Source organism: Streptomyces sp. NBC_00483, from assembly GCF_036013745.1.
GTDB lineage: Bacteria > Actinomycetota > Actinomycetes > Streptomycetales > Streptomycetaceae > Streptomyces.
The window spans coordinates 1-21759 of record NZ_CP107880.1 but is presented as its reverse complement, the minus strand read 5'-3'; the positions used below and the strand labels follow the sequence as shown (position 1 = coordinate 21759).

Here is a 21759-nt window from a genome sequence, read left to right as displayed (position 1 = left end):
CGAGGATGGGGGCTGGCTGGGGCGGCGTTCTGCGGCTCCGCCCAGACGACTCCAACTGGCCCCATTTCACGGATGCTTGGTGCAGATCGGGCGACTTGAGATGGTCCCGGAGGGCGGGGCCGTGTGGGACCACAGCATTGTTGCCGTCCGTGGGTACGCGGGCGGGTTCGGCCGGTCTGGGAGGAGCAGCACGGCCGATGGGGCTGCGCTGACAGACTGGGGCGGACCGACAGGGGGCCACGTGGTTGTCATTGAGCGGGAGCTGACCGAGCCCTGGGAAGGTGTTCTGGTCGCTCCCGCCTGCGGCAGTGGCATCGGCGTTGTGGTGCTGGCGGGTTCCAGCGGGCGTATCGAACGGGAGAGAGCGCGCATCCTCGCCCAGCAGGGCATGACGGCCTTGTCGATCCGCTGGTTCGGCGGGCCGGGCCAGGCTCCGGGAATCTGCGAGGTCCCCCTGGAGACCTTCACCGCCGCCGTCGGCTTCCTCCGGGCGAACGGGGCGGAACGCATCGGCGTGCTGGGCAGCTCCAAGGGGGCCGAGGCGGCTCTGCTGACGGCGGTGCACGATCCGCGCGTGGACGTGGTGATCGCGCTGTCGCCCACGTCTCGCGTCTGGTGCAACGTCGGACCGGGGCGCGACGGAGCGCAGCGCCCTTATCGATCGTCCTGGACCTGGCGGGAACAGGCGCTGCCTTTCGTCCCGCTGGATGATTCCTGGACTCCCGCCAAGCCGGGCAGCGGGCCGGTCGCCATCCGCGGATGGTACGAACGCAGCGAGCTGACGTTCGCTCACCTGCTTACTCCAGCGGAGATCGCCGTGGAGCAGGCTCGGGTCGATCTCCTGCTGGTCGCAGGCGGAGACGATGCGATGTGGCCGTCCCTTCCCTTCGCCGAACAACTGGCCGGGCGCCGACGCTTGGTTGGGGCCCCCGTGCGTCTGATCGTCCGCCATGATGCCGGCCACCGGACGCGGTTTCCTGGTGAGAGTGCCGCGTCGGCATCCCCGCAATTCCTGTACGGAGGCACGCCCGAAGCCGACGCGGCCTTGGGGGCGGCTGCCTGGCCCCACATCCTCAACTCGCTCCGCGGCGGGGGCTGACCCCGTGTTGATCGTGTGCGAAGTTGGGGGGACGGTCTCTCACTTCATCCCGTTGCGCTTTTCGCTTTGGTGCGGGCCGGGCGGTAGGACTCGGTGCCGGTCTCGATCAAGGTGGCGTTGAAGGTGAGCCGGTCCACGATCGCTGCGCAGAGCCATGGGTCGGTGAAGATCGTGCTCCCACCGCTGAAGGCCGCGTTCGAGGCGATGGCGAGGCTGTTCTTCTCCTCGCACTCGGTCAGAACCTGGAAGAGCATCTCGGCGCCGCGGCGGTCGAGTTCGAGATAGCAGAGTTCATCGATTTCGAGCAGGTCGACGCGTCCGTAGCGGGTGATGGTCTTGCCGAGTGGGTCGTCGGCGGCTTCGACCAGCTCGTTGACCAGGCTGGCGGCCATGGCGGCAGCGGTGCCCAGCGCGATCAGCAGGTGGGACCTACCGGTGCTGGTAACCCTTGGTGATCCAGCCGCCCGACGCCAGACAGACCGAACAGGCTCCGTCCTCTCCGCATGGAAGACCGCACAACCGAATCACTGTCGACCGGGGATGGCGCCGTCGCGCTCTGCGCCACGGCCGACTCGAGGCCTACCACGAGGCGACCGGCGCGGGCCCCAAGGATGCCAAGGACGAACTCGCGACCGGTGGTCAGTGCCGGCGGTTGCGGCGGCGCACGAGCAGCAGTACCGCCGAGCCCGCGGCGATCAGTGCAACGGCCGTACCTCCCACGGCGGTTCGCATGGTGGACGCCCCGGTCTCCGCCAGGCGCGGGTGACTGCCGGTGCCGCCCTTCGGGGGTGTGGGCAGCGGCGCGGCCGACCGGGACGAGGTGCCGGTCGGCCGCGGGGGAAGCGTGGGGGTGTCGGTGGGAGACGCCGCGGGGGACCGCGTGGGAATGGGCTTGACCGTGGGGGGGCGGGGTCGGGGTGGGGGTGGGGGATGCGGTGGCCTCGACGTTCACGGTTACCAGGTTCGCCCTGGTCTCGGCTCCGCTCGGGCTCACGCAGAAGGCGTCGAAGAGGTGCTCTCCGGGGGGTGTGTCGGCGGGGACCGTGTAGGGGCCGTAGGTGCCCTGCTTCCCGTGGGTGCTGGCGGTCACGCCGATGAGCGGGAAGTCCCGTTCGATGTCGACCACGTCGTCGGCATGGGGGCATGTGAGGCGCACGGTGTAATGGCCGCCGGCCGCGACCGGGTCCGGGTCGGTGGTCCGGAATACGAGGTCCTGGGGTGCGGCGACGGCCTGCGTGCCGCCGAGCCCTGCCAGGAGACCGGCGACTGCGGCCGCCGCACACCTTCCGAAGGCCATGAGGAAGCTCCCTGATCGACGGCGCTGCACCCCGACAGCGTGAGGCCGGCTCGTCGGACCACTGGACCAACGCGCCGCACAGGCAAAGGGAGAACCCGCACGGCGTAGGCGCGCATTGCGGCCGCGGGAGCGGGGGCGCCCGGGAACCCGCTCGTGCAGCCTGCACGCCAAGCGATCCGTTGCGGTGGCGGCAGCCGGCACGGCACGGCACGGGGCCGGGCGTGTCGACGGCCGGCCCCCTTGTGAGGACGGCGTCACGTCCCTCTCGCTCCGCGCGCCCTGTGCCGTCGCGGCCTTCCCTTGCGGACGGAGCAACGGCGGTGATGGCCGGGCTCACGCCCCGTCCGTCCTGCGCGGGCCCGCTGCTCCGGCAGCACTTAGTGCGCGCACGACAGCTGCTGGAGCGCCCACAAAGACAGAAAAGACAGAAAAGACAGAAAAGACAGAAAGGGCAGAAAGGGCAGAAAGGGCAGAAAAGGCAGAAAAGGCAGGACGGGGCGCCCACCGTTTTGGTGGGCGCCCCGTGCTGGTGCGGGCGAGGGTTAGCCGCGCACGATGTTCTCGGCCTGCGGGCCCTTCTGGCCCTGGGTGACGTCGAAGCTGACCTTTTCGCCCTCGGTGAGCTCGCGGTAGCCGTTGCCGGAGATGTTGGAGTAGTGGGCAAACACGTCGGGGCCCCCGCCGTCCTGCTCGATGAAGCCGAAGCCCTTCTCGCTGTTGAACCACTTCACGGTGCCGCTGGCCATACGTCAGTCCTTCACATCACTCGAGCCGTTCCGTGGCGGATCGGCTCGGTTTCCACGAGCGTTCCCGGGTGGGACGCTCGGACGTCATCCTGCCCCAAACACGTCGGTGCTGGCCAGGACTTCGAGCGTCGACAGGATGCACGAACACACCGCAACATCCTTGAAGGGCCCCGCGCACCGCTTCGCACGCCGCGCGGGGCCCCGCCTTTCGGCGTCGCGCCGGCGGAGCAGACCACGACGCCGCCTGCCGGGCCAGGCCGGTGGCACGGACCCACAACCCGCATCCGGCAGTCCTCCGGAGGCTCTCTGGTGCCGCACACCCGCGGCCCGCACACCGCGGCCCGCGGCCCGCGGATCTGGAGTCTCGCTCTCCGTGCCGCCCGCCGCAAGCCCGGCCACCAGCGGCCCCTCCACCAGCGGGCCCCCTTTACCGCGAACCGACCGCGAACCGACCGCGAACCGACCGCGAGTACCGGTCAGGAGGCCGGCGCGCCGGAGGTGGCGCGTTCGGTCCGCGTCGTGGCGCCTTCGGCCCTCCTTGCCGCGCCCTTCCCTTTCATAGCGTCGTGGCATGGACGAACACGTTGCCCGGAACGGGGCTTCAAGGGCGGGCCTGCGGCAGTGGGTGGGACTGAGTGTTCTGCTGCTGCCCACCGTGCTGCTCACCGCCGATCTCGGCGTGTTGTGGCTGGCCACTACCCGCAGATCATCGAAGCCGGCCGGGCCCGCGGCTGGGCCTGGCTCGCGCACGGCCGCACCAACTCCGTCCTGCAGGCCGGCATGACGCCGCAGGAGGAGCGGGAGTACCTCACCGACGTCGTCGCCACGATCGAGAAGGCCACCGGGCGCCGCCCGCGCGGCTGGATGGGCCCGGCGCTGACCGAGACCTTCCACACCCCGCGGCTGCTCGCCGAACTCGGCCTGGACTATGTGCTCGACTGGACCGCCGACGACCAGCCGTTCCTGCTGAACGAGCCCGGCATGCTGAGCGTGCCGTACTCCGTCGAACTGAACGACCTGGCACTGTTCACCCTGCACGGCATGACGGGTCCGGACTTCCTGCAGCTGGTCAAGGACCAGTTCGACCAGCTCTACGCCGATGCGGCGGACAGCGGCCGGGTGATGGCGCTGGCCCTGCACCCGTTCGTCATCGGCCAGGCGTTCAGGACCAGATACCTCGCGCAGGCGCTGGCGTACATCTGCGGGCACCGAGGCGTGTGGCTGACAGCGACGAGATCGCCGAGCACTACCGCCGTACCGTGCAGACAAGAACGTAGAGGCGACCGCCGCCACGGCACGCAGGCGCCGAAGCCGACGACGGCACCCCTATCACCCATGACCGCGGGCCGAGTTGGACCGCACGCACCGCACCGCACCGCACCGCATCCACCCGGCCGGGGCCTCCCGGCGCAATACAGCGTTGTCCCCGGCCAGGGCCTGGAATAGAGTCCGGGCGTGTCCGCATCCGGTCGGGTTCCGGCCGGAACCGTTCCCCCGCACGTGACGCGGCTGCTGCTGCGCGCGGGACAGGCGGCGGGACTGGACCGAAGCCGGCTGGCGAAGGTGGCCGGGCTGGCAAGCCTGGACGACGAGGCCGTGCGGCTGCCCTCGGCCTCGCTCGTACGGATATGGGAGGAGTGGGCGGCTCGGCTGCGCGACCTCGGCGGCGGCTCGCTGCCCTGGCGGCTGTGGCGCCCCGGCTCGCTCGGCGTGTGGGACTACCTGTTCACCAGCGCCGATACGCTCACGGAAGCATTCGAGCACGCCGACCGCCACGCGGCAGTCGTCACCGATCCGTCGGAGTCGTTCACACCGGTGCACGATGCCGCCGGACTCACCGTCACCTTCCACGGCCGGTTCGCCAGCCACCCGATCTTCCCGATCATCGCCGAGTTCGCCGTGTCGATGATCCTCACCGCGGCCGCCTCGGGCGCCGGCCGCCCGCTGACCCCGCTCCGGGTGACCCTCACCGGCCCTGCGCCGCGCCGGCACGGGCACCTGGCCGAGACGTACGGCACCCGCAACATCGCGTTCGGCGCGGAGACGCCCTCCGTCACCTTCTCGGCCGCCGACACGAACCGGCCCCTGCCGCGGGCGGATCCGGTACTGGCAGCCATCCTGCGCGACCACGCGCGCACCAGGGTGGCCACCTCCCGCGCCGTGCTGTCGTGGCTCGACCGCTTCCGCGGCGAGGTCGAACTGAGCCTCACCCACGGCGCACCCGACCTCACCCACATCGCCCACAGACTGGGGATGTCACCCCGCACGGTGCAGCGCCGCCTCCACGAAGAGGACACCACCTGGCGCACGGAGCTGGAATGCGCCCGCCGGCGGCGCGTGGAGCAGCTGCTCGCGACCTCACTGACCGTGGAGTCGATCGCGACCCGCACCGGCTACACCGACCCGCGCTCCCTGCGCCGCGCCCTCCACCGCTGGTACGGCCAGGGCCCCGCCGAACTGCGCCGCCCCCGCACCTCGCCGTAACCCCCAGGAACCCAGCCCCCCGGGGAGCCGGCACACACTCCGACGCACCCCATGAAACACAGCGAATCGGGGAGAGCAACGGCCAACACAGGGCGCGGTGGCGCGACGAGGACGACACGGCACACCGCCGGGCCCGCTCCGGGCGCCGTGAGCGCCGCGTGGATGCGGCCATGAACACCTTCATGCCGCTGCGCCGCGGGAGCGCCGATGACGCCCGCCGGAGCGTGCCGCTCACCGGCGGCGGCACCGTACGCCTCCAGACCTCGGCCGCCCTGCGGCTGGACGAGAACGCGTTCGCCGACGTACTGACGCAGCCACGCATCGAGGAGCGGACCGGCATGACGGTCCACGCCATGGGGTCCCCGGAGCGGATGGAGCTCTTCCCGACCTGCCCTCTGCCGTCGGGACCGATCCGAATGCTGTTGCCGAAAACCGCCAGGGGCACGCTGCTCACCGAGGCCCCTGCCCTCGTCCACGGCGGCCGTGAAAGGTGCCGATCGGTCGTCTCGCCGCTTGCCGCGAGCGCCGAGGCAGGAGCCCTCCCGGGCCGCGCGGGCACACCTGGCTGAAATCTGGTGGGTGTGTGGCTGGGATCATTCGGGTGCCGGGCGGGCCAAACGGAATCTTCCAACAGGGGTGCTGGGCAGGCAGGTTGAGGCGAAACGGTCCTGATAGCATCCCGGCGGCGATCTTGATCAACTCATCCAGCGTGCCGACTTGACACGTGCCTGCGGGGTGAGAGCGGGGGTACGGGTCGCCAGTTCCTCCTACCCGTGCCACGAGAGGTGTCCATGACCCACGCACTTGTGTGGACCCTGGGTGCGATTGCGCTGATATCCGTCGCCGCGAATGTCGCACTCATTACCCGCAACCGAGCGGTGACCGCGAAGAGACGCCAGGCCGAGGCCGCGCAGAAACAGGAGCTGAGCCGCGCCACCGCGCAACTCGCGGCCCAACAGGGCGAGTTGGCTGCGGCCCGCTCCGAGCGGGAGAGCGTCATCGCCGGGGCGCGCGAGGCCGCGGAGGACAGCACGAAGAGCGTCCTCAAGGGCGCGGCGAGCTTCCTGCAGAGCCTTGCGGCCGAACAGACCGCCCTGCTGGACACCGTGCAGCGCAAGCACGGCGGCCACGAGGTGCTCAGCGACCTCCTCGACGTGGCGCACGCGAACGCCCAGATGGCACGCAAGGCACAGGGCATCGCGGTGATGTGCGGTGCGCCGCTGGGCCGCCGCAACCGGCCGGCCAGCGTGTACGACGTCGTGCAGAACGCGAAGGGCCAGATCCGCAACTTCCAGCGCGTGTCGATCATGCAGCAGAGTGGTCTCGCCCTCAAGGCGTCCGCGGTCACGCCGGTGGCGCTGGCGGTCGCCGAGCTGCTGGACAACGCGGCGAGCTTCTCGCAGCACGACGCTCCGATCGAGGTCACGTTCCAGCGTGTCCAGGGCAACCTCTGCATCGTCATCGACGACGCCGGCGTCAGCATGAACGACGAGGACCGGCAGCGGGCGACCGCCCTGCTCTCCGGCGACGAGGCGCCGCGGCTGCAGCAGCTGGGCACGCAGCCCAAGTTCGGTTTCCCCGTGATCGGCCTGATCGCCCGTCAGCACGGCTTCCGGGTGGACGTCACCGGGGTCTCCCGCTACGGCGGAGTGCGGGCCGTCGTCCGACTGCCCGAGGAGTTGTGGACCATGGAAGAGGCGACCCCCAAGGCCGCGGCGCCGGCTCCCGCTCCCGCCCCGGCCCCCCACCCTGCGACCGCCCCCGTGCGGCAGGGCCCGGGCCCGTCCGGGGTCGCTCCCCAGCGCACCGCGCACGGACTGCCCAAGCGTGCTGCCCGGCAGACGCCGACGGCCTCCCCGGCCGCGGGCCGTGCGCCCCGTCCGGTGGACGAGGCCACGCAGACCGGGCCGCGGGCATCCAGCCGGGGCCTGGGTGCGTTCCAGCGCGGCACCCTTGAAGCCCGCGCCGATGAGTCCCCCCTGGGCGAAGGGTCTGATGAGCGGTGAGCACCTCCGACCTGTCATGGATGCTCGATGACATCGTTAACAACGTGCCCGGCGCGCGCCATGCGGTCCTGCTGTCCGCCGACGGCCTGCCCCGTGCATCCACCGAGGGCCTCGGCGAGCGGGACCTGGTGACCATCTCCACGGCCATGTCCGGTATCCAGGCCCTGAGCCGGGCCACGGCGCCCTTCGTCGGAACCGCGCCGGCCGCGTCCTGGACGCAGACCATCATCGAGTTCCAGCACGGCTGGATCTTCCTGATCGGTGCCGGTCAGGGCGCCTATCTGGCGGCGGCCGCGGAACCCCATGTGGACATGCAGCAGATCAGTTACCGCATGCACCGTCTGGTGGCCCGGCTGGGACACAACATGACGTCCGCACCTCGCGTGGACGGTCCGCAGGCAGGCCGGCGCGGCAGCCCCGAGCCGGCGCCCGGTGAGGAGACGGCCGATGTGCTCAAGGAGCTCGATGTGGCGCTCGCCGACGTGCCCGGCGCCCGCCACGCGGTGCTGCTGGGCGGCGACGGCCTGCCGCGCGGCGGCACCTCGGGCCTGCCGCGCGATCTCGCCGACCGGATCTCGGCGGCCATGACCGGCATCCACGCCAACAGCCGGGCGGCCGCGCAGTTCGCGGGCGCGACCGCGGACGTGGCGTGGCAGCAGACGGCCATCGAGTTCCAGCACGGGTGGATCTTCCTCATCGCCGCCGGCGACGGGGCGCTCCTGGCGGCCTCCGCCGACCACGACTGCAACATCGAGCACCTGACGTCCCAGCTGCATGCGGCAGAGCTCAGGATCGCGGCCTCTGCCGGGGCCGGCAGGGTGCCCGGCAATGTCTGAGCCCAGCGGTCCGGACCTCGAGCTGACGTCCGACCTCGTCCCGCTCTTCGTGATCACGAACGGGCGGTCCCTGCCCCCCGAGCACGAATTCGAGCACACCGCGATGGTGACCTCTGCCGACGGGTCCGAGGCCGCCCTGCGCGCCCTGACACCCGAGGCCCGCAGGGTCATGGAAGTGGTCACCGGCGGAGTCCTGTCCGTCGCCGAGGTCGCCGGCCACACCCGGTTCCCGATCGGCGTCGTGCGCATCCTGCTGGCCCAACTCGCGGAGGCCGGCCTGCTCGACGTCCGCCAGCCGGTCCCGGCCGCCGAACTGGTGGACATCGACCTCGTCCGTGCTGTGCGCACCGGCCTGCAGAAGAAATTCGGAGTGTGACGTGTACCTGGATCCCTCTGTCAGCCAGGCCGTGAAGGTGCTCATCGTGGGCCATTTCGGCGTGGGGAAAACCACCTGCATCGGCAGTCTCTCGGAGATCAAACCGCTGCGGACCGAAGAGCAGATCACGATGGCCAGTGTGGGGCTCGACGACCTCACCAACACACCGAACAAGACGACCACCACCGTGGCCATGGACTTCGGCCGCCTCACCCTCTCCGACAGCCTGGTCCTCTACCTGTTCGGCACGCCCGGCCAGGAGCGGTTCACCGAAATGTGGGAGGACCTCTCGCGCGGCGCACTGGGCGCGCTCGTCCTGGTCGACCCCGCGCGCATCGACGAGTCCTTCGCCGTCCTCGACCTCGTCGAGTCCTTCGGTCTCACCTACACGGTCGGTGTGAACTCCTTCGCGGGCGGCACCGAGTACGCCCTCAAGGAGGTGCACGAGGCACTGAACCTCCACCCCGAGACCCCGATCGTGCGGTGCGACGTACGCGACGAGCGTTCCTCCGCCGAGGCACTGATCACCCTCGTGCAGCACCTCATGACCCAGCTCGCCGCCTAGGAGCCCCTGCATGTCCCAGCCGACCGACCCCCGCCTGATACCGCCCGGCTGCCCCGCGCACACCCAGGGCGGCAACACCCAGCTGTACGGGACCGATTTCGCGGCCAACCCCGAGGCCTACTACGCGCACCTGCGACAGGCCGGGCCCAGCGCGCCCGTCGACATCGCCCCCGGCGTCGAGGCCGAACTCGTCACCAGCTACGACGCCGCCCTGCACATCCTGCAGAACCCGGCCACCTTCCCGCGCGACGCGCGCCGCTGGAACGCGCTGAACGAGGGGCGGGTGCCGGCCGACAGCCCGGCCCTGCCGATGATGGCCTGGCGGCGCAACGCCCTGTTCGCCGACGGTGCCGACCACGCCAAGCTGCGCCAGGCCGTCACCGCTGCCCTGGCCACCGTGGACGAGCGTGCGCTGATCCGCCAGACCCAGGCCTCCGCCGACTACCTCATCAGCGGCTTCAGCTCGGACCGGCACGGCCGCGCCGAGCTCATGGCCGAGTACGCCGGCCCCCTGCCCCTGCTGGTCTTCTCCCACCTGTTCGGCTGCCCTCCCGAGATCGGCGACCGGGTCATCACCGGGATCTCCGGCATCTTCGAGGGCGCCGCCGGCGCGGACCAGATCCTCGGCCAGGCGCTCGCCGAGCTGATCGCGCTCAAGCACCGCCGGCCGGGCGACGACCTCACCACCGAGCTGATCCGCCAGCACACCCTCCTCACCAGCGACCGGGCCGAGGCCGACGAGGCCGTGCTCCAGCAGCTCGTCACGCTGCTCTCCGGCGGCACCGCGCCGCTCGCCGCGGCCATCGGCACCAGCGCCGCCCTGTACCTGGGGGAGGACTGGCCCACCGGCCTTCCGGTCGAGGACGCCGTCTCCCAGGCCCTGTGGTCCTACGCGCCGATCGCCAACTACGCCGGTCACTACCCGACGGTGGACATCGAACTCGGCGAGCGGAGGCTGCGGGCCGGCGATCCGGTGCTCATCTCGTTCGCCGCGGCCAACACGGATCCGCGGCTGACCGAGCACCGGGCCCAGCTCAACTCGAAGGCCCATCTCGCGTTCGGGGCGGGACCCCACGCGTGTCCGGCGAAGGACCCGGCGCTGCTGATCGCGGTGACGGCGGTCGAGTGCCTGCTCAACCGGCTGCCCGACCTGGAGCTCGACAGGCCCTTCTCGGCGCTCGACTGGGTGCCCTCGCCGTGGAGCCGCGCGCTGGCCGCGTTGCCCGTGCGCTTCTCCCCACGGGCCGTCTCCACCGCCTCCGCCCCGTACGAGTCCGCCGCCCCGGCGGTGTCCCGGCCCACGCCCGGCCTCCAGCCGCCCGCGGCCGAGCCGGCCGCCTCCGCTTCCACCGGAGCCGGCGTCGATGACGAGTCCGGCCAGGGCAAAAAGCGCAAGGCGGGACTGTTCAGCCGCTTCGTGGCATGGACCAGGGGCGAGTGACGCAGGCAACTCCACTTTCCTGCGGTGCCATTGGATACTCAAATGATCTTGTGGGTATCCATGGCGGCTGATGCTCGGAAAGGAGCACAGTGGGAATCGCCGTACTGCCGCAGGATCTTCGCCGCGCCACCGTCAGAGTCTTCTCGCGCCTGCGCACCCCCCAGGGGCAGGCAAATCCACTCCCTCACTACGCCGAACTCGCTGCATCAGGACCGGTCAGCCCCGCACCCTGGGGCGGCCACCTGGTCACCGGGTTCGCCGAGTGCGACCAGGTCCTGCGCGACCGGCAGTGGTGCGAACCCGACCGGCGCTGGCGCGAGCGGCAGGGCCGGGGCACCCGCTGGGCCGCGCCGTCCTCGCAGGAGATGAGCCACGCCCTGCCCAACCTCAACGGGCCGGAACACGCCCGAATACGCCGGGCGGCCGACGGTTTCGACCGCGCCGCCATCGGCCGTCTCCTCCCCGTGATCACGACAGCCACCGACCGCCTCCTCGACACATTCCACGAACAACTCCGCCACGGGGAGGCCGACTTCGCAGCCCTGGTCGGCGAGGAGCTCCCCATCGCCACGGTCGGACACTGGCTGGGTTTACCCCGCGCCGACTGGCCCCGGCTGCGCGAGCTCACCCACGACCAGGTGTTCACCCAGGAACTCCTGCCGACCGCGAGCCAGCTCGCCCGCTCCGACGCCGCAACCGTGGAACTGCGCACGTACTTCACCGACCTCGTCCGCGCTCGCCGCGCCCGCCCGGGAGACGACCCCGTCTCGCAGTGGATCCGCACCTGGGACACCCTCGAAACCGACCGCGACCAGGCCGACCACCAGGTCTACCACCTGGCCCGCTTCGTCCTGCTGGCCGCGCTGGAGACCACCGCGACCCTGCTGTCCCAAGCGGTCCTCCACCTCGTCGAACACCCCCTGCACTGGGACGCGGTCGCCGCCGACCCCGAACTCGTCCCGGGCGCCGTGGAGGAGAGCCTGCGCTACGACCCACCCACCCACGTCATCAGCCGCGTCGCCTCCCACGACATGCGCCTGGCCGGCCGCCACATCCGCGAGGGCGAGATGGCCCACCTCCTGATCGGCGCCGCCCACCACGACCCGCACCGGCACGCCGACCCCGCCACCTACAACCCGCACCGAAACCCCGGGGGCCACCTCGCCTTCAGCGGCGGCGTCCACTACTGCCTCGGCGCCCCCCTGGTCCGCCTGGAAGCACAGACCCTCATCACCCAACTCACCCGCCGCATCCCCCGCCCCACCCTCGTACGCCCGCCCACCTGGGCGCCCCGCGTCGCCTTCCGCCGCCTCCTGAACCTGGACCTCACCCTCGCATGACCGACCACCTCCAGCCCTCCGACGGCTACAAAACCCTCCACCTCGACCAGGACGGGCCCGTCCTGCACGCCCGGCTCCACGCCGGCCGCACGGACGCCGTCCTCGACGTCGCCGCCATCGACGACCTCCTGCGACTGCTCGACAGCCTCACCGAGCGCACCGACGTGAAGGTCCTGGTCCTGTCCTCGCTGGCCGACGACTTCTGCCTGGGAGCCGACCGCAGCGAGTTCGCCGACGCACGCAAGGCCGACCCGACCGGCGCGGCCCTGCGCCGCATCGTCGACAAGGGCTTCCGGCTCTGTCAGGCACTGGAGACCACCGACGCCATCACCATCGCGCGCCTCCACGGCCGGGTCACCGGTGCCGGCCTCGCCCTCGTCTCCTACTGCGACCTCCGCGTCGGCGCCGACACCAGCCGCTACCGCATGCCCGAAGTAGGCCTCGGACTGCCGCCCGCATGGGGAGGGGCCACCGGCCGCCTCATCACCGAGGTCGGAGTCTCCCGCATCCGCGAACTCATGCTGACCAGCCGCGAGTTCGACGCCGCCACCGCGCACCGGATCGACTTCCTGCACGACACCGTGCCCGAAGAGGACCTCGACCGCGCGGTCACCGCCTGGACGCGTCTCCTCGGCCGCCGCTCCCAGGAATCAATGATCGCCGCCAAACGGATACTGACCGGCTACGCCCGCGCCCGTCACACTGCCGACCTGGGCCCACTCGACGCCAATCTCCTCACCGCCCACCTGTAATTCAGGTCGGGCTCGGAGCCGGGGTGGGCGCCTGCAGGAGGGAGGCGGGCAGATAGGCAGAGGTCGTCTGCAGGTCCCAGCCGTGGACCTGCACGGCCAGCACGGACAGACCGATCGCGCCCAGGGGGAGCAGGCTCTCGGGCCCGGCCTCTTCACCGGCGGCGCTTCGGTGGGTGACGAGCCGTTCGTGCAGCGCCTGCTCGAACGCGGCCTGGTCGCCGCGGAGCAGGATGCGCAGCAGCCGCTGGTCGGGGCCCGTGGCCCCGGCCGCATCCAGCGCGAGGGCAGCGTCGAGGCGCTCGCCCATCGACGGCATCCACAGGGGAACTTCCGGCCAGTAGCGGGGCAGACGGCCGGCCGACGGCGTCAAGTAACCGCACAGGGCGTCCACCTGCGCGAGACCGGCTGCATCGGAGACCGAGCCGCGCGCTACGCGCTGAACTCACCGACGCGATGGAAGAGCGGCCTGTCGCTGCGGCGACTGCGGGTGTCGGGCGATCTTGCGGGTCTGCTGCGTCTACTCGCGATCGAGGCGCTCGGCCGGCGAACCGTGTGAGACATGCAACGAACACCCATGATCAATTTCCGCCGCGTCCGGCCCGCCGCCTAGCGTCCCCCGGACACATCGACAGCCGGGGGCTTATCGAGCGGAAAGACAGCACGTGATGACCCCGGCCCACAGCGGCAGAGGCTCCGGGAGCCTCATATCCGCCCTGCTGCCCGACGGGGCAGAGGGGCCGTTCCTGGTGCTCCTCTTCGCCGCCCTGATCGGGCCGGCCTTCTACGGCCGGTACAAGCAGCGCCGCGACGGCACGCACCTGCCGCGTGTGAACGCCGCGGTGCAGCGGGGCGCGGCCCGGGTCACCCTCTGCGGCGCCGTCCTTGCGGAAATCCTCGGCCTGATCGGGATCTTCGCCTTCAAAGCCACGTGGTGGGCAGGCGTCGCGCCGCTCGTCCTCTGCGCCTTCGGGATCGTCCTGGTCCGATGGGCACGCGCGCACGCCCGGGGACACAGGTGACGCGCTCGGACAAGTGGCTGGTCGTCGCCCTGGTCGTGCTGATCATGGCCACCATCTGCAACGTCGTCACGAGCCGCACCGGCTGGGGCCGCGTGCGCGAGCTGGCCATCGGCGTCTACGTCATCAGCTTTCTGGCCTGGCACCTCCGCAGCGACCGGCGCAAGCGGCGCGCAGGGAAGAGGAAGCCGAAGTGAAGCTCCACATGGACTGGACGGACCGGGTCCTGCTCATCGCACTGACCATCCTCGGCATTGCCAACGCCACGGACTCGGACACCTCGAACGGGTGGCGGCTGGGGGGCACCTTCATGCCCGCCGCCCTCGCCTGCAGCGTCATCCGCGCTGCCCGCCGCAAGCGGCGCAGGCAGCGTGCCGAGCGCCAGGCCCTGCTGACGCGCCTCGACCGCCTCATGCGCCGCGAGGTGAAGCGCCGATGAAGAAGCACCTGAAGAAGAACCTCCGCGCCGTGCCGGGCGGTGCTGCGGTCAGCGCGGCGGGCGGGGCGAGCGGCGCCGCCTGGGGCGGATCCGGCGGCGCCGTCGTGCCGTGGTGGCTGTGTGCCCTCGTAGGAATCGTTCTCCTCCCACTGATCGTGATCATCGTCAAGAACGTCCGTGACATGGTCCGGCTGGCGAAGGCGAACCGATGAAGTGGATCTCGCCCAGCGGGCCGCCGCGCAGCCGGAGGTTCCATGCCGTCCAGATCGGGCTCGTCGTGGGCTGCTGCCTCGCGGCCGGCGTCGAGGCCTCCGTATGGCGCTACTCGGTGCAGGCGGCCTGCACCGGCGCGCTGATTGCCTCGTCCGTCTGGAACTGGTGGCGCATGCGGCGCACATGGAAGAAGGGCCCCAAGTGATCAAGCGCCTGAAGAAGCTCGGTGCGATGCCCGCCACCACTGGCGGCGTCGCCGCTGGCGGGGTCGGCGGCAGCACCTGGAGCGGATTCGGTTCCGATGTCGCCGTGGTCATGCCGTGGTGGCTGTGGGCCCTCTTGGGGGCCGTCCTCTGCGCGCTGTTCGTGGCCACCGTCAAGAACATCCGTGACGCACTCAGTCTGGCAAAGGCGAACCGATGAAGCCGCGTGCCAAACGGCGGCTCAAGTTCGTGGGTGTGGTTGCGGACCCGCCGAAGCCGCTCACCGTCCTGGAGATCGTGGTGAACGTTGCCACGGTCGTCATGGTCTTCGGCGCCCTCGGGTTCATCACCGGCAAGTGGGACATGGCGATCGGCGCGGGCGTCAGCGGCACGGGGGTCCACCTCCTGTTCCAGTGGTGGTGGCGCCGTTCCGACCGGCCGGAGCACAACGAGGGCGAAGATGGGGAAGCCCACGAGGCTCGTCCTGTACGCCTTGGTCGTGTTCGCCGTTCTGGGCGCCATCGGAGCCGTCACGGGAAAGTGGAACGCCGTCATCAACGGCGGGTGCATTTTTCTCGGCTCCGTGGGCTGGAACTACTTCCACGCCCGGCGCATCGAGCAGCGCGGGAACGACGATGATCATTAACGTCCTGGTCCGGATCATGTACGCGCTCATCCTCGGCGGCCTTCGGTGCCATCACCGTCGCCGTCTGCGCTGTCTGGAACCTGCGCCGGGCCACGGTGTACCGCGACAAACGGCTTGGCAGCTCCGGCACCCGTATCAGCCGGTTCCTGGCCACGCGTACCGGCCTCGCCGTCATGCTCGTAGTGCTGGCGCTGGCCATGGCGCTCTTCATGCTCGGCTGGGGCAATGTCCCACGCGGGACGCCTCCGGGAAGTGCGGCATGCCCAGCCACATGAACTGGTAGCCAAGCAGGGAGCCTGGCCCCCCTGTCCGGGAATCGCGACCATTACGGCCGCTCCCGAAGTTTCTACTCCTCCTGCTTCGGTGGGTTCCGAGTGACCTGACGGAGCTGCTTCTCGACGTCGAACCGGTTGAGGTCGCTTTTGAACGCGTACATGGAGACCGCATCCTGTGCCCTCGCCGCGGCCTCGAACCAGACCTCGCGTTGCTTCTCGCGTTCATCATCATCGAGGTGCTCGAGCTTCCGGCCCTCGTCGTCGGCCGAGTGGAGGCGCGATACGGCGGCAGAGCTCCACAACCGGATCATCGTCGGCGGAGCGAGGTCGGGTCAGCTCGGATCCGTCCGCAGCTGCCCGGTGGCGGGGCCGCGGGAGCCAGGGTGACGCCATGGGCTGCTGCGAGGCGGATGACTGCATCCTCGAAGGCCGTGATGTTCTTCCCCGTCGGGCCTTCGGAGCGGGCCCTTGCAGAGGCGGCGTTCAATTCGGCCTGAGCTGCTTCCTTTCCCTCCATGCTGCGACTTTATGAGAGGAAGCTCGGCTGACCGGTGCGGGTCCGTCCGCAAGGCGAGCGAGAACCGGCGTCGTTTCCCGCCGCCTCAGAACCGACAAGTCCACCACTGGCCCTGGAGGGCGTGACCGTGCCGTTCGACCCCGACCGCCCGGCCCCGGCAAACGGGATGAAGTACCGCACCGAGTACGGCTACATCCTGGCCGGCCCGGACGAACGAGGATGCTGCGTGATCCACGAACTGTGGGTCGCACCGGAGCACCGCGGCAACGGAAAAGGACGCCTGCTCGTCGACCACGTCCGCACCTGGGCAAGAGAACACGCCCTGGCGCCGTTGATCGTCCACTGCTCGCCCCGCAATCAGCACGGTCGCGCCTTCTACGAGGCGCTCGGGATGCGGGCTGTGTCCGTGGTCTACCAAGACGATCTGGCCGAGTAGACAAAGCGTCGTGGCAGCACAACGGAGCTACCAGCAGATGACACCCCTCAGCCCCGGATGGCGTCAGCCGGTGAGGCGGATAACCCGCAGGGTTTCCTGAGAATCCAGGAAACCAAGCACCCGGCCCGCGGCCAGCGGGGCGCTCTTGCAGGCAGGTGCTCGCCGTGAACTCACCCCTCCACAACATGCGGCCGCCAGCGGAACACAGGATGTGGACCGCTCGCCGGCGCCGGAACAGCCGGGCAGCGTGGGCGTGACGGACCATCATGTACGCACCCGCGGAGTCGATGATCCCGGTCAGCTCGTCCTGGTCCACACCGCCACACAGGCGCGCCACCGCGGCGAGGCTATCCCGACAACCTTCGCCCGTCGGCCACAGCCCCGCGGCTCAAGAAGGCGTCAACGACACAGACGACGTCGGCGCGCTCGAGCCGTGCGCCTGCCACGAGCCGCCGGAAGAACAGGGGCCCGAGAAGCTGGGCGACGGCGAATTCCACGTCAGTGGCCGTCGACAGCTCTCCTCGGGCCACCGCATCCTCGATGACAGCAGCGGTCGTCCGGCTGCCCTCGCGGTACAAGTCCCTCTTCAGCGCCGCGAAGGCGGGACTGCTGTCGGCGCGCTCGATCACCACTCGCATGATCCGCTCGGTCGCCGGGTCGGTCAATTGGCCGCGGGCCAGGTCGAGTTCGGCCAGCAGATCCTCCCGCAGATCCCCCTTCGGGATGCTGTGACTGCGGGCCATCTGCCCGGCGAGCGCATCACGCAGGAGATCGGTGACGTCGGGCCAGTGACGGTACAGGGTGCTACGCCCCACACCGCTGCGCGAGGAAACGTTCACGTGCGTGATGGCCGGCAAGCCGCCTTCCTGCAGCAGCTCGCGTACCGCCGTCAACGCCGCCGATCTGCTCCGCGTAATACGCGGATCGACCCGTTGCGTTCCTGCGGTCTGCGTCGGGGGCGCCGGCATGGGACTCACACATGTCTCCCTTCTCCGCCCCCAGTCTGGCACGCGATGCCCCGCCCCTACTATGGGACAAGTTGTTTCACAGTAGGGAGGGTCGGCCGATCCCCCCCCGGCCCGAGGAGAGCCATGGCCGTCGTCAGTCCTGGACGCGTTCTGTTGTCACTGACCTCCATCAGCACCATGTGCGGCGCCTACATCGCCGACTGGAACGAAACACACATCCACAACCCCAACTGGCCGCCACACGCGAAATTCCACAACGCCCAGACCATGAGCACCGGCGCCGCGCTCGGCGCCATCGGGCTGTGGGCACTGTGGGGCCGCGGAGCCGACGCCTCCGGCGAGCGACTGAAACTGGCGACCGGTGCCGCCTCGCTGTACTGGATCACCCAGATGTCGGCCATCGCCTACCCCGGAACCGCCTTCATGGACCCGCCGAAGAAGGGCGCCCCGCAAGCAGTACTCGCCGGGGCCACACTCACCCTCAACGGCCTGGCCTTCGCCCTGGAACGCCGACGGCTGCGCCGGTGATACCCGGCCGCCGATTCCTCACCGTGCTCCGCCGCACGGGGATCACACAACTCCACCACCACGTGGAACAGGAGTCAGAGATACAGAGATCCCGCCCAACCTTCCGACCGGACGGGATCTCATCACTGATCTTCGTGTGCTCCGCTTCCCTGCATGGCCAGACCAGGAGATCGACACACCAACTACCCCTCCTTGTACGCCAACTAAAAATCCTCGTCACAACGAACACACCCACCGGGCCGAGCGCACGGGCCGCAACCCCTCCACAGGCGAGGCGATCACCACCCCCACTGCCTACAGCGTGAAGGTGACCGCGGACTCCAAGCTCAAGAAGGCCGCCAAGGACAAGCAGCCCCCTCGAAGCCGGGACGCTGGCGAGGCACGCAGACACCTCGCAGACGTGGAACCTCGAGATACCGAGAGACGGCGATGTGTACCGAACCGCAATCGGACTCACTAGCCTTACCGCACAAGCGTTACGCCCAGGTGATGCCCAACTCCCTTAGTGCGCCCAGCTGCTCGGCGTCGAGTTTGTCGCGCCGGGTCTTGGTGTTGGTGATCCATACGCCCAGTTTCACAATCACTGGCTCCGCTTCGCCGTCGACGGCGATCGGTTCGCTGTGTCCGCGCGGCACCGGCCGGTGGGCGCCTTCCCGCTCGACCCACTGCGTGAGGGCTGTCAGGCCTCGTTGGAATGCCTGCTGCGCTTTGCTCGGTCCCTTCGTCGTACGAGTGGCTGTCGGGGCGGGCTGGATGCCCAGCTTGGTCAGCCGCTCCTGCTGCTCGGGAAGGAGCCGTGCCCAGTTGCCCGGCTGCTTCTGCTGCTTCAGCCATTTGCCGATGTCGTCGCTGTCCATGAGTACGCCGGGTGCGATGTCGGGGAGCCGGCCGTCGGGTTCGTCGGCGGCGAGGTCGGCCAGGACGCGGTAGTGCCGCTGCCAGTCCAGCGGCCACGGGCAGTTCCAGTCCGGGTCGATCTCCGCTAGCTGCGCCGCACGTACGGCGGCGCGCACCGGGGCCTTGCCCAGGCCGTTCTTCTGCCCCTTCCGGCGGAGGTTGGCGATGTGCTGTCCGATGGGCACCATCGCCTCGCTCTCGCCCCATACTGCGTCCTGGCGGGGTGCGAGGTGTCCGGTGGCCCGCCGGTAGGAGCGGAGCGCGGCGAGCTTGTTCTCCCAGGCTTCCTCGCCCGGCTCCCACACCATCCCGGCTTCCGGGGCGTCCAGCAGGGTCTTGCGCCGCTCCTCCAGTTCCCCGGCCCGTAGTGCTTTGCGCTGCTGGTGCACCCACCTGCCGAGGGGGAAGTCCTTGGTCACCCCCACTTCGAGCTCCACGTCGTAGGACACGGCGTGGACGCCGGTGATCTCGTTCTCGGCCCGCCAGCACAGCAGGGCTTGGTAGCCCTCCAGCCACACCAGCGACTCGGGCCGGTAGACCCGAGTGCGCAGGAACGCGGCGATCGTGGCCGCGTCTCTGGGGGAGGAGAAGCGGAGCAGCACGGACTCGGCAGTGGCGTTGCTGTCGTCCTGCTCCTGGTCGGCGCCGTCATCTTCGCCGCCGGCCCCGACGATCCGGCCGTTCTTGTCCCGCTGGATGTGGACCGTGCGCTTTCCGCTGGTGAGGGCGCGGGAGGCGAGCTGCTCGACGAGTCGTTCATCATGCGAGCGCAGACCCTGGAGCACAGCTACGAGCGGGCGGAACGAGGCGCTGGCGATCATGTCGGTGGGGTTTTCGCCGGGCTTCAGGAACACGGGCACGATGATCCGTGCGACCTTGGTGGAGCCGTCTTTGTTGAGGCGGAGTGCGCGGCCGATGTTCTGCACGATCTCGACCTGGGAGCCACGGGTGTCGGCGAAGCAGACGGCTTCCACGCCTCGTTTGCCGGTGATGTCGACGCCTTCTCCGAGTACGCGACAGCTGGCGAGGAACGCGCGGTGCACGCGCCGGTTGTTGGCGTCGATGCCCTCTGCGAACTGGCGCAGAGCTTCCCGGCGTTCGGTGACGTGGTGGTCGCCGCACAGCCATGCCGACCAGACGCGCTCTGGTGGTACGTGGCGGCCGGCGTCGAGTTCGTAGAAGTCGGCGTCGATCGATGATGCGGGGAGCCGGTCCGCGGCCACCAGGCCGTCCTCGGAGGTGTCGTTGGCGTACAGCTCCGCGGCGGTCTCCGGCAGCTTCTCCGCGAAGGCCGCTGCTTCCTCCACCTTCTGATGGAAGGTCATCACCGTACGGAGGTTCCACTTCGCGGCGTGTTCCAGGAGTGCGGTCTGGAGCACGGCCAGGCGCCGGCCGCGCTGCGCCTCTTCGGATTCCCCGAGGACGGGGGAGGGGTCGCGGATCTCGAGGACGTCGATCTCGAATCCGGCGAGGATTTCGCGTTCGATCGCCTCCGAGAGTCCCAGCTCGGCCAGCCATGGTCCGTAGATCTCGGAGTCCTGGCCCATGGACGCGATCTCCGCCTCCTGGCCGTGCGGGCCCTTCTGCGGGCGGGGCGCGGCGAGGATGCGGGGGGTTGCGGTGAGGTAGAGCCGGTAGTCGGCGGGGACGCGGGCGTTGTCGTGGATCGCCGCCCATGGCTTGCCAAGATCGCCTGCGGTTGAGTGCGCCTCGTCGACGATGGCGAGCGAAAAACCGTCCATCCGCTGTCCGTACAGCTGCTCCCCGCCCGCGAGAGCGGCCTCCAGCGGCCCGCACACCTTCCGCTGACCCGCAGGGTCGTCGAAGTCCTCGCGGTCCACCAGCGAGGCGTACGTGGCGAACACGACGACGGGTCCGTGTCCGGCCCACAGGGCGAGCTGGATCGGGTTGGTGGTGGTGCGCACCCCCAACGCGCCCAGGACCGGGTCGTTCTCCAGCGAGCACACCGTGACCATCGGCGCGGTGTGGCCCACCAGACGCCAGGCCTCGACGGTCTGCGCGAGCAGGTCCAGGGTCGGCACCATGACCAGGATCCGACCGCCCGCGAACGACTCCAGCGCGCATGCGGCGGCCGTGATCGTCTTGCCCGAGCCGGTCGCGGACACGATCGTGCCCCGGGCACCCTGCGGGGACACAGGTGCCCTTTCAGGGAACCCCACCCACCGGCGAAACGCGGAGCGTTGAGCTACCTGATGCTCCTTGAGCCGAATCGCTGACATCTTCGTGCCCCCTCAACGCCTGAATTCATTCAGGCGAGGATCTCACCCCTAGGGTGTCCCATGTTTCTGCCAAAGGTACAGACTGCATCACTTTGATGCAGTCGAGACACCAACACCCTAAGACCTCAACCAGCCACCCACCCTTACAGCCAGCCCGGCCCGCGTCAGCGGGCCTAAGTTCCGCAGGCGAAGCCGAAGGAACGCCAGGAGCAGGAGAGCGCAGCGAACCTGCCCACGAGGCTGGAGCGCAGCGGAAGCCTCCAGGTGAAGCGCAGCCCGAACCAGCTCCGAGAGCGCAGCGAACGGAGCATCAATCCCCATGCGCAGCATGGGGATTGAGCGGGATGCGCAGCATCCCGCCAGCGCTCCCGCGAAGCGGGAGCGCAACACCCGCGCGCAGCGCGGGTGTTCGCTTGCACATCGCGCAGCGATGTGGTAC

23 protein-coding genes and 4 pseudogenes are annotated in these 21759 nt (G+C 69.9%); 21 read left to right on the top strand and 6 right to left on the bottom strand.

Annotated elements, in window-relative coordinates:
* Positions 1-241 precede the first annotated feature (241 nt).
* On the top strand, positions 242-1099 hold the full coding sequence (locus OHA73_RS00135) for an acyl-CoA thioester hydrolase/BAAT C-terminal domain-containing protein (RefSeq protein WP_327653713.1): 858 nt from the start codon (positions 242-244) through the stop codon (positions 1097-1099).
* Between the two features lie 44 nt (positions 1100-1143).
* Here OHA73_RS00135 and OHA73_RS00130 read toward each other — a convergent pair.
* Positions 1144-1542 (bottom strand): annotated as a pseudogene (locus OHA73_RS00130) (ATP-binding protein); the annotation flags it as partial.
* A gap of 1396 nt (positions 1543-2938) precedes the next feature.
* Positions 2939-3142, bottom strand: coding sequence for a cold-shock protein (locus OHA73_RS00125; protein ID WP_266718581.1), 204 nt, complete (start codon positions 3140-3142; stop codon positions 2939-2941).
* Positions 3143-3826: 684 nt separating this feature from the next.
* On the opposite strand from OHA73_RS00125, the gene OHA73_RS00120 reads away from it, so the two are divergent.
* From OHA73_RS00120 to OHA73_RS00075, 10 genes and pseudogenes are all read left to right on the top strand, one after another.
* Complete coding sequence (locus OHA73_RS00120; RefSeq protein ID WP_327658648.1) at positions 3827-4588, top strand: hypothetical protein; 762 nt, start codon at positions 3827-3829, stop codon at positions 4586-4588.
* 9 nt (positions 4589-4597) lie between these two features.
* The gene (locus tag OHA73_RS00115) at positions 4598-5626 is read left to right on the top strand and encodes an AraC family transcriptional regulator ligand-binding domain-containing protein (RefSeq protein ID WP_327653712.1); all 1029 of its coding nucleotides are present in this window, start codon (positions 4598-4600) and stop codon (positions 5624-5626) included.
* 170 nt (positions 5627-5796) lie between these two features.
* Positions 5797-6121: pseudogene (locus tag OHA73_RS00110) on the top strand (methyltransferase, FxLD system); the annotation flags it as partial.
* Between the two features lie 296 nt (positions 6122-6417).
* Positions 6418-7632, top strand: a complete 1215-nt coding sequence (locus OHA73_RS00105) for an ATP-binding protein (protein ID WP_327653710.1) — start codon at positions 6418-6420, stop codon at positions 7630-7632.
* 20 nt (positions 7633-7652) lie between these two features.
* Positions 7653-8468 (top strand): roadblock/LC7 domain-containing protein, encoded by an 816-nt coding sequence (locus OHA73_RS00100; RefSeq protein ID WP_267073043.1) that lies wholly within the window; start codon positions 7653-7655, stop codon positions 8466-8468.
* Positions 8461-8844 (top strand): DUF742 domain-containing protein, encoded by a 384-nt coding sequence (locus OHA73_RS00095; protein ID WP_266718590.1) that lies wholly within the window; start codon positions 8461-8463, stop codon positions 8842-8844. The genes OHA73_RS00100 and OHA73_RS00095 overlap by 8 nt, the downstream gene beginning before the upstream one ends.
* 1 nt (position 8845) lies before the next feature.
* On the top strand, positions 8846-9409 hold the full coding sequence (locus OHA73_RS00090; RefSeq protein ID WP_327653709.1) for a GTP-binding protein: 564 nt from the start codon (positions 8846-8848) through the stop codon (positions 9407-9409).
* 10 nt (positions 9410-9419) lie between these two features.
* On the top strand, positions 9420-10850 hold the full coding sequence (locus OHA73_RS00085) for a cytochrome P450 (RefSeq protein WP_327653708.1): 1431 nt from the start codon (positions 9420-9422) through the stop codon (positions 10848-10850).
* Positions 10851-10939: 89 nt separating this feature from the next.
* The gene (locus OHA73_RS00080) at positions 10940-12190 is read left to right on the top strand and encodes a cytochrome P450 (RefSeq protein WP_327653707.1); all 1251 of its coding nucleotides are present in this window, start codon (positions 10940-10942) and stop codon (positions 12188-12190) included.
* Positions 12187-12942 carry an enoyl-CoA hydratase/isomerase family protein gene (locus OHA73_RS00075; RefSeq protein ID WP_327653706.1) on the top strand — a complete coding sequence of 252 codons (756 nt, stop codon included), beginning with the start codon at positions 12187-12189 and terminating at the stop codon, positions 12940-12942. The genes OHA73_RS00080 and OHA73_RS00075 overlap by 4 nt, the downstream gene beginning before the upstream one ends.
* Before the next feature lies 1 nt (position 12943).
* Here OHA73_RS00075 and OHA73_RS00070 read toward each other — a convergent pair.
* A pseudogene (locus OHA73_RS00070) lies at positions 12944-13348 on the bottom strand (Imm49 family immunity protein); the annotation flags it as partial.
* A 259-nt stretch (positions 13349-13607) separates the two neighbouring features.
* Between OHA73_RS00070 and OHA73_RS00065 the strand changes: the two are divergent.
* The 7 genes from OHA73_RS00065 (at position 13608) to OHA73_RS00035 (ending at position 15459) form a co-directional block, all read left to right on the top strand.
* Positions 13608-13961, top strand: a complete 354-nt coding sequence (locus OHA73_RS00065; RefSeq protein WP_327653704.1) for a hypothetical protein — start codon at positions 13608-13610, stop codon at positions 13959-13961.
* The gene (locus tag OHA73_RS00060) at positions 13958-14155 is read left to right on the top strand and encodes a hypothetical protein (RefSeq protein WP_327653703.1); all 198 of its coding nucleotides are present in this window, start codon (positions 13958-13960) and stop codon (positions 14153-14155) included. The genes OHA73_RS00065 and OHA73_RS00060 overlap by 4 nt, the downstream gene beginning before the upstream one ends.
* Positions 14152-14397 (top strand): hypothetical protein, encoded by a 246-nt coding sequence (locus OHA73_RS00055; RefSeq protein WP_327653702.1) that lies wholly within the window; start codon positions 14152-14154, stop codon positions 14395-14397. The genes OHA73_RS00060 and OHA73_RS00055 overlap by 4 nt, the downstream gene beginning before the upstream one ends.
* Positions 14394-14609 (top strand): hypothetical protein, encoded by a 216-nt coding sequence (locus OHA73_RS00050; RefSeq protein WP_327653701.1) that lies wholly within the window; start codon positions 14394-14396, stop codon positions 14607-14609. The genes OHA73_RS00055 and OHA73_RS00050 overlap by 4 nt, the downstream gene beginning before the upstream one ends.
* Entirely contained in the window at positions 14606-14815 is a 210-nt protein-coding gene (locus OHA73_RS00045) for a hypothetical protein (protein ID WP_327653700.1), read from the top strand. Before OHA73_RS00050 ends, OHA73_RS00045 begins: the two co-directional genes overlap by 4 nt.
* Positions 14812-15033, top strand: coding sequence for a hypothetical protein (locus OHA73_RS00040; RefSeq protein ID WP_327653699.1), 222 nt, complete (start codon positions 14812-14814; stop codon positions 15031-15033). Before OHA73_RS00045 ends, OHA73_RS00040 begins: the two co-directional genes overlap by 4 nt.
* 240 nt (positions 15034-15273) lie before the next feature.
* Complete coding sequence (locus OHA73_RS00035) at positions 15274-15459, top strand: hypothetical protein (RefSeq protein ID WP_327653698.1); 186 nt, start codon at positions 15274-15276, stop codon at positions 15457-15459.
* A gap of 346 nt (positions 15460-15805) precedes the next feature.
* On the opposite strand, the gene OHA73_RS00030 is transcribed toward OHA73_RS00035, so the two are convergent.
* Positions 15806-16036 carry a hypothetical protein gene (locus OHA73_RS00030; RefSeq protein WP_327653697.1) on the bottom strand — a complete coding sequence of 77 codons (231 nt, stop codon included), beginning with the start codon at positions 16034-16036 and terminating at the stop codon, positions 15806-15808.
* Positions 16037-16378: 342 nt separating this feature from the next.
* Between OHA73_RS00030 and OHA73_RS00025 the strand changes: the two genes are divergently transcribed.
* Positions 16379-16687 carry a GNAT family N-acetyltransferase gene (locus tag OHA73_RS00025; protein ID WP_327653696.1) on the top strand — a complete coding sequence of 103 codons (309 nt, stop codon included), beginning with the start codon at positions 16379-16381 and terminating at the stop codon, positions 16685-16687.
* A gap of 347 nt (positions 16688-17034) precedes the next feature.
* On the opposite strand, the gene OHA73_RS00020 is transcribed toward OHA73_RS00025, so the two are convergent.
* Positions 17035-17655 (bottom strand): TetR/AcrR family transcriptional regulator, encoded by a 621-nt coding sequence (locus OHA73_RS00020; protein WP_327658371.1) that lies wholly within the window; start codon positions 17653-17655, stop codon positions 17035-17037.
* Positions 17656-17778: 123 nt separating this feature from the next.
* On the opposite strand from OHA73_RS00020, the gene OHA73_RS00015 reads away from it, so the two are divergent.
* Together OHA73_RS00015 and OHA73_RS00010 are read left to right on the top strand one after the other, a co-directional pair.
* Positions 17779-18183, top strand: a complete 405-nt coding sequence (locus OHA73_RS00015; RefSeq protein WP_327653695.1) for a DUF6640 family protein — start codon at positions 17779-17781, stop codon at positions 18181-18183.
* Positions 18184-18406: 223 nt separating this feature from the next.
* Positions 18407-18532: pseudogene (locus OHA73_RS00010) on the top strand (HU family DNA-binding protein); the annotation flags it as partial.
* A 127-nt stretch (positions 18533-18659) separates the two neighbouring features.
* On the opposite strand, the gene OHA73_RS00005 reads toward OHA73_RS00010, so the two are convergent.
* Positions 18660-21320, bottom strand: coding sequence for a DEAD/DEAH box helicase (locus OHA73_RS00005; RefSeq protein WP_327653694.1), 2661 nt, complete (start codon positions 21318-21320; stop codon positions 18660-18662).
* Positions 21321-21759 lie beyond the last annotated feature (439 nt).

What these genes read in the sequence shown, in the direction of transcription:
- OHA73_RS00035 (WP_327653698.1), top strand. Translation starts at nt 15,274, where the DNA reads ATGGGGAAGCCCACGAGGCTCGTCCTGTACGCCTTGGTCGTGTTCGCC.
- OHA73_RS00125 (WP_266718581.1), bottom strand. Translation starts at nt 3,142, where the DNA reads ATGGCCAGCGGCACCGTGAAGTGGTTCAACAGCGAGAAGGGCTTCGGC.
- OHA73_RS00045 (WP_327653700.1), top strand. Translation starts at nt 14,606, where the DNA reads ATGAAGTGGATCTCGCCCAGCGGGCCGCCGCGCAGCCGGAGGTTCCAT.
- OHA73_RS00095 (WP_266718590.1), top strand. Translation starts at nt 8,461, where the DNA reads ATGTCTGAGCCCAGCGGTCCGGACCTCGAGCTGACGTCCGACCTCGTC.
- OHA73_RS00100 (WP_267073043.1), top strand. Translation starts at nt 7,653, where the DNA reads ATGCTCGATGACATCGTTAACAACGTGCCCGGCGCGCGCCATGCGGTC.
- OHA73_RS00005 (WP_327653694.1), bottom strand. Translation starts at nt 21,320, where the DNA reads ATGTCAGCGATTCGGCTCAAGGAGCATCAGGTAGCTCAACGCTCCGCG.
- OHA73_RS00075 (WP_327653706.1), top strand. Translation starts at nt 12,187, where the DNA reads ATGACCGACCACCTCCAGCCCTCCGACGGCTACAAAACCCTCCACCTC.
- OHA73_RS00015 (WP_327653695.1), top strand. Translation starts at nt 17,779, where the DNA reads ATGGCCGTCGTCAGTCCTGGACGCGTTCTGTTGTCACTGACCTCCATC.
- OHA73_RS00105 (WP_327653710.1), top strand. Translation starts at nt 6,418, where the DNA reads ATGACCCACGCACTTGTGTGGACCCTGGGTGCGATTGCGCTGATATCC.
- OHA73_RS00065 (WP_327653704.1), top strand. Translation starts at nt 13,608, where the DNA reads ATGACCCCGGCCCACAGCGGCAGAGGCTCCGGGAGCCTCATATCCGCC.
- OHA73_RS00020 (WP_327658371.1), bottom strand. Translation starts at nt 17,655, where the DNA reads ATGCCGGCGCCCCCGACGCAGACCGCAGGAACGCAACGGGTCGATCCG.
- OHA73_RS00085 (WP_327653708.1), top strand. Translation starts at nt 9,420, where the DNA reads ATGTCCCAGCCGACCGACCCCCGCCTGATACCGCCCGGCTGCCCCGCG.
- OHA73_RS00050 (WP_327653701.1), top strand. Translation starts at nt 14,394, where the DNA reads ATGAAGAAGCACCTGAAGAAGAACCTCCGCGCCGTGCCGGGCGGTGCT.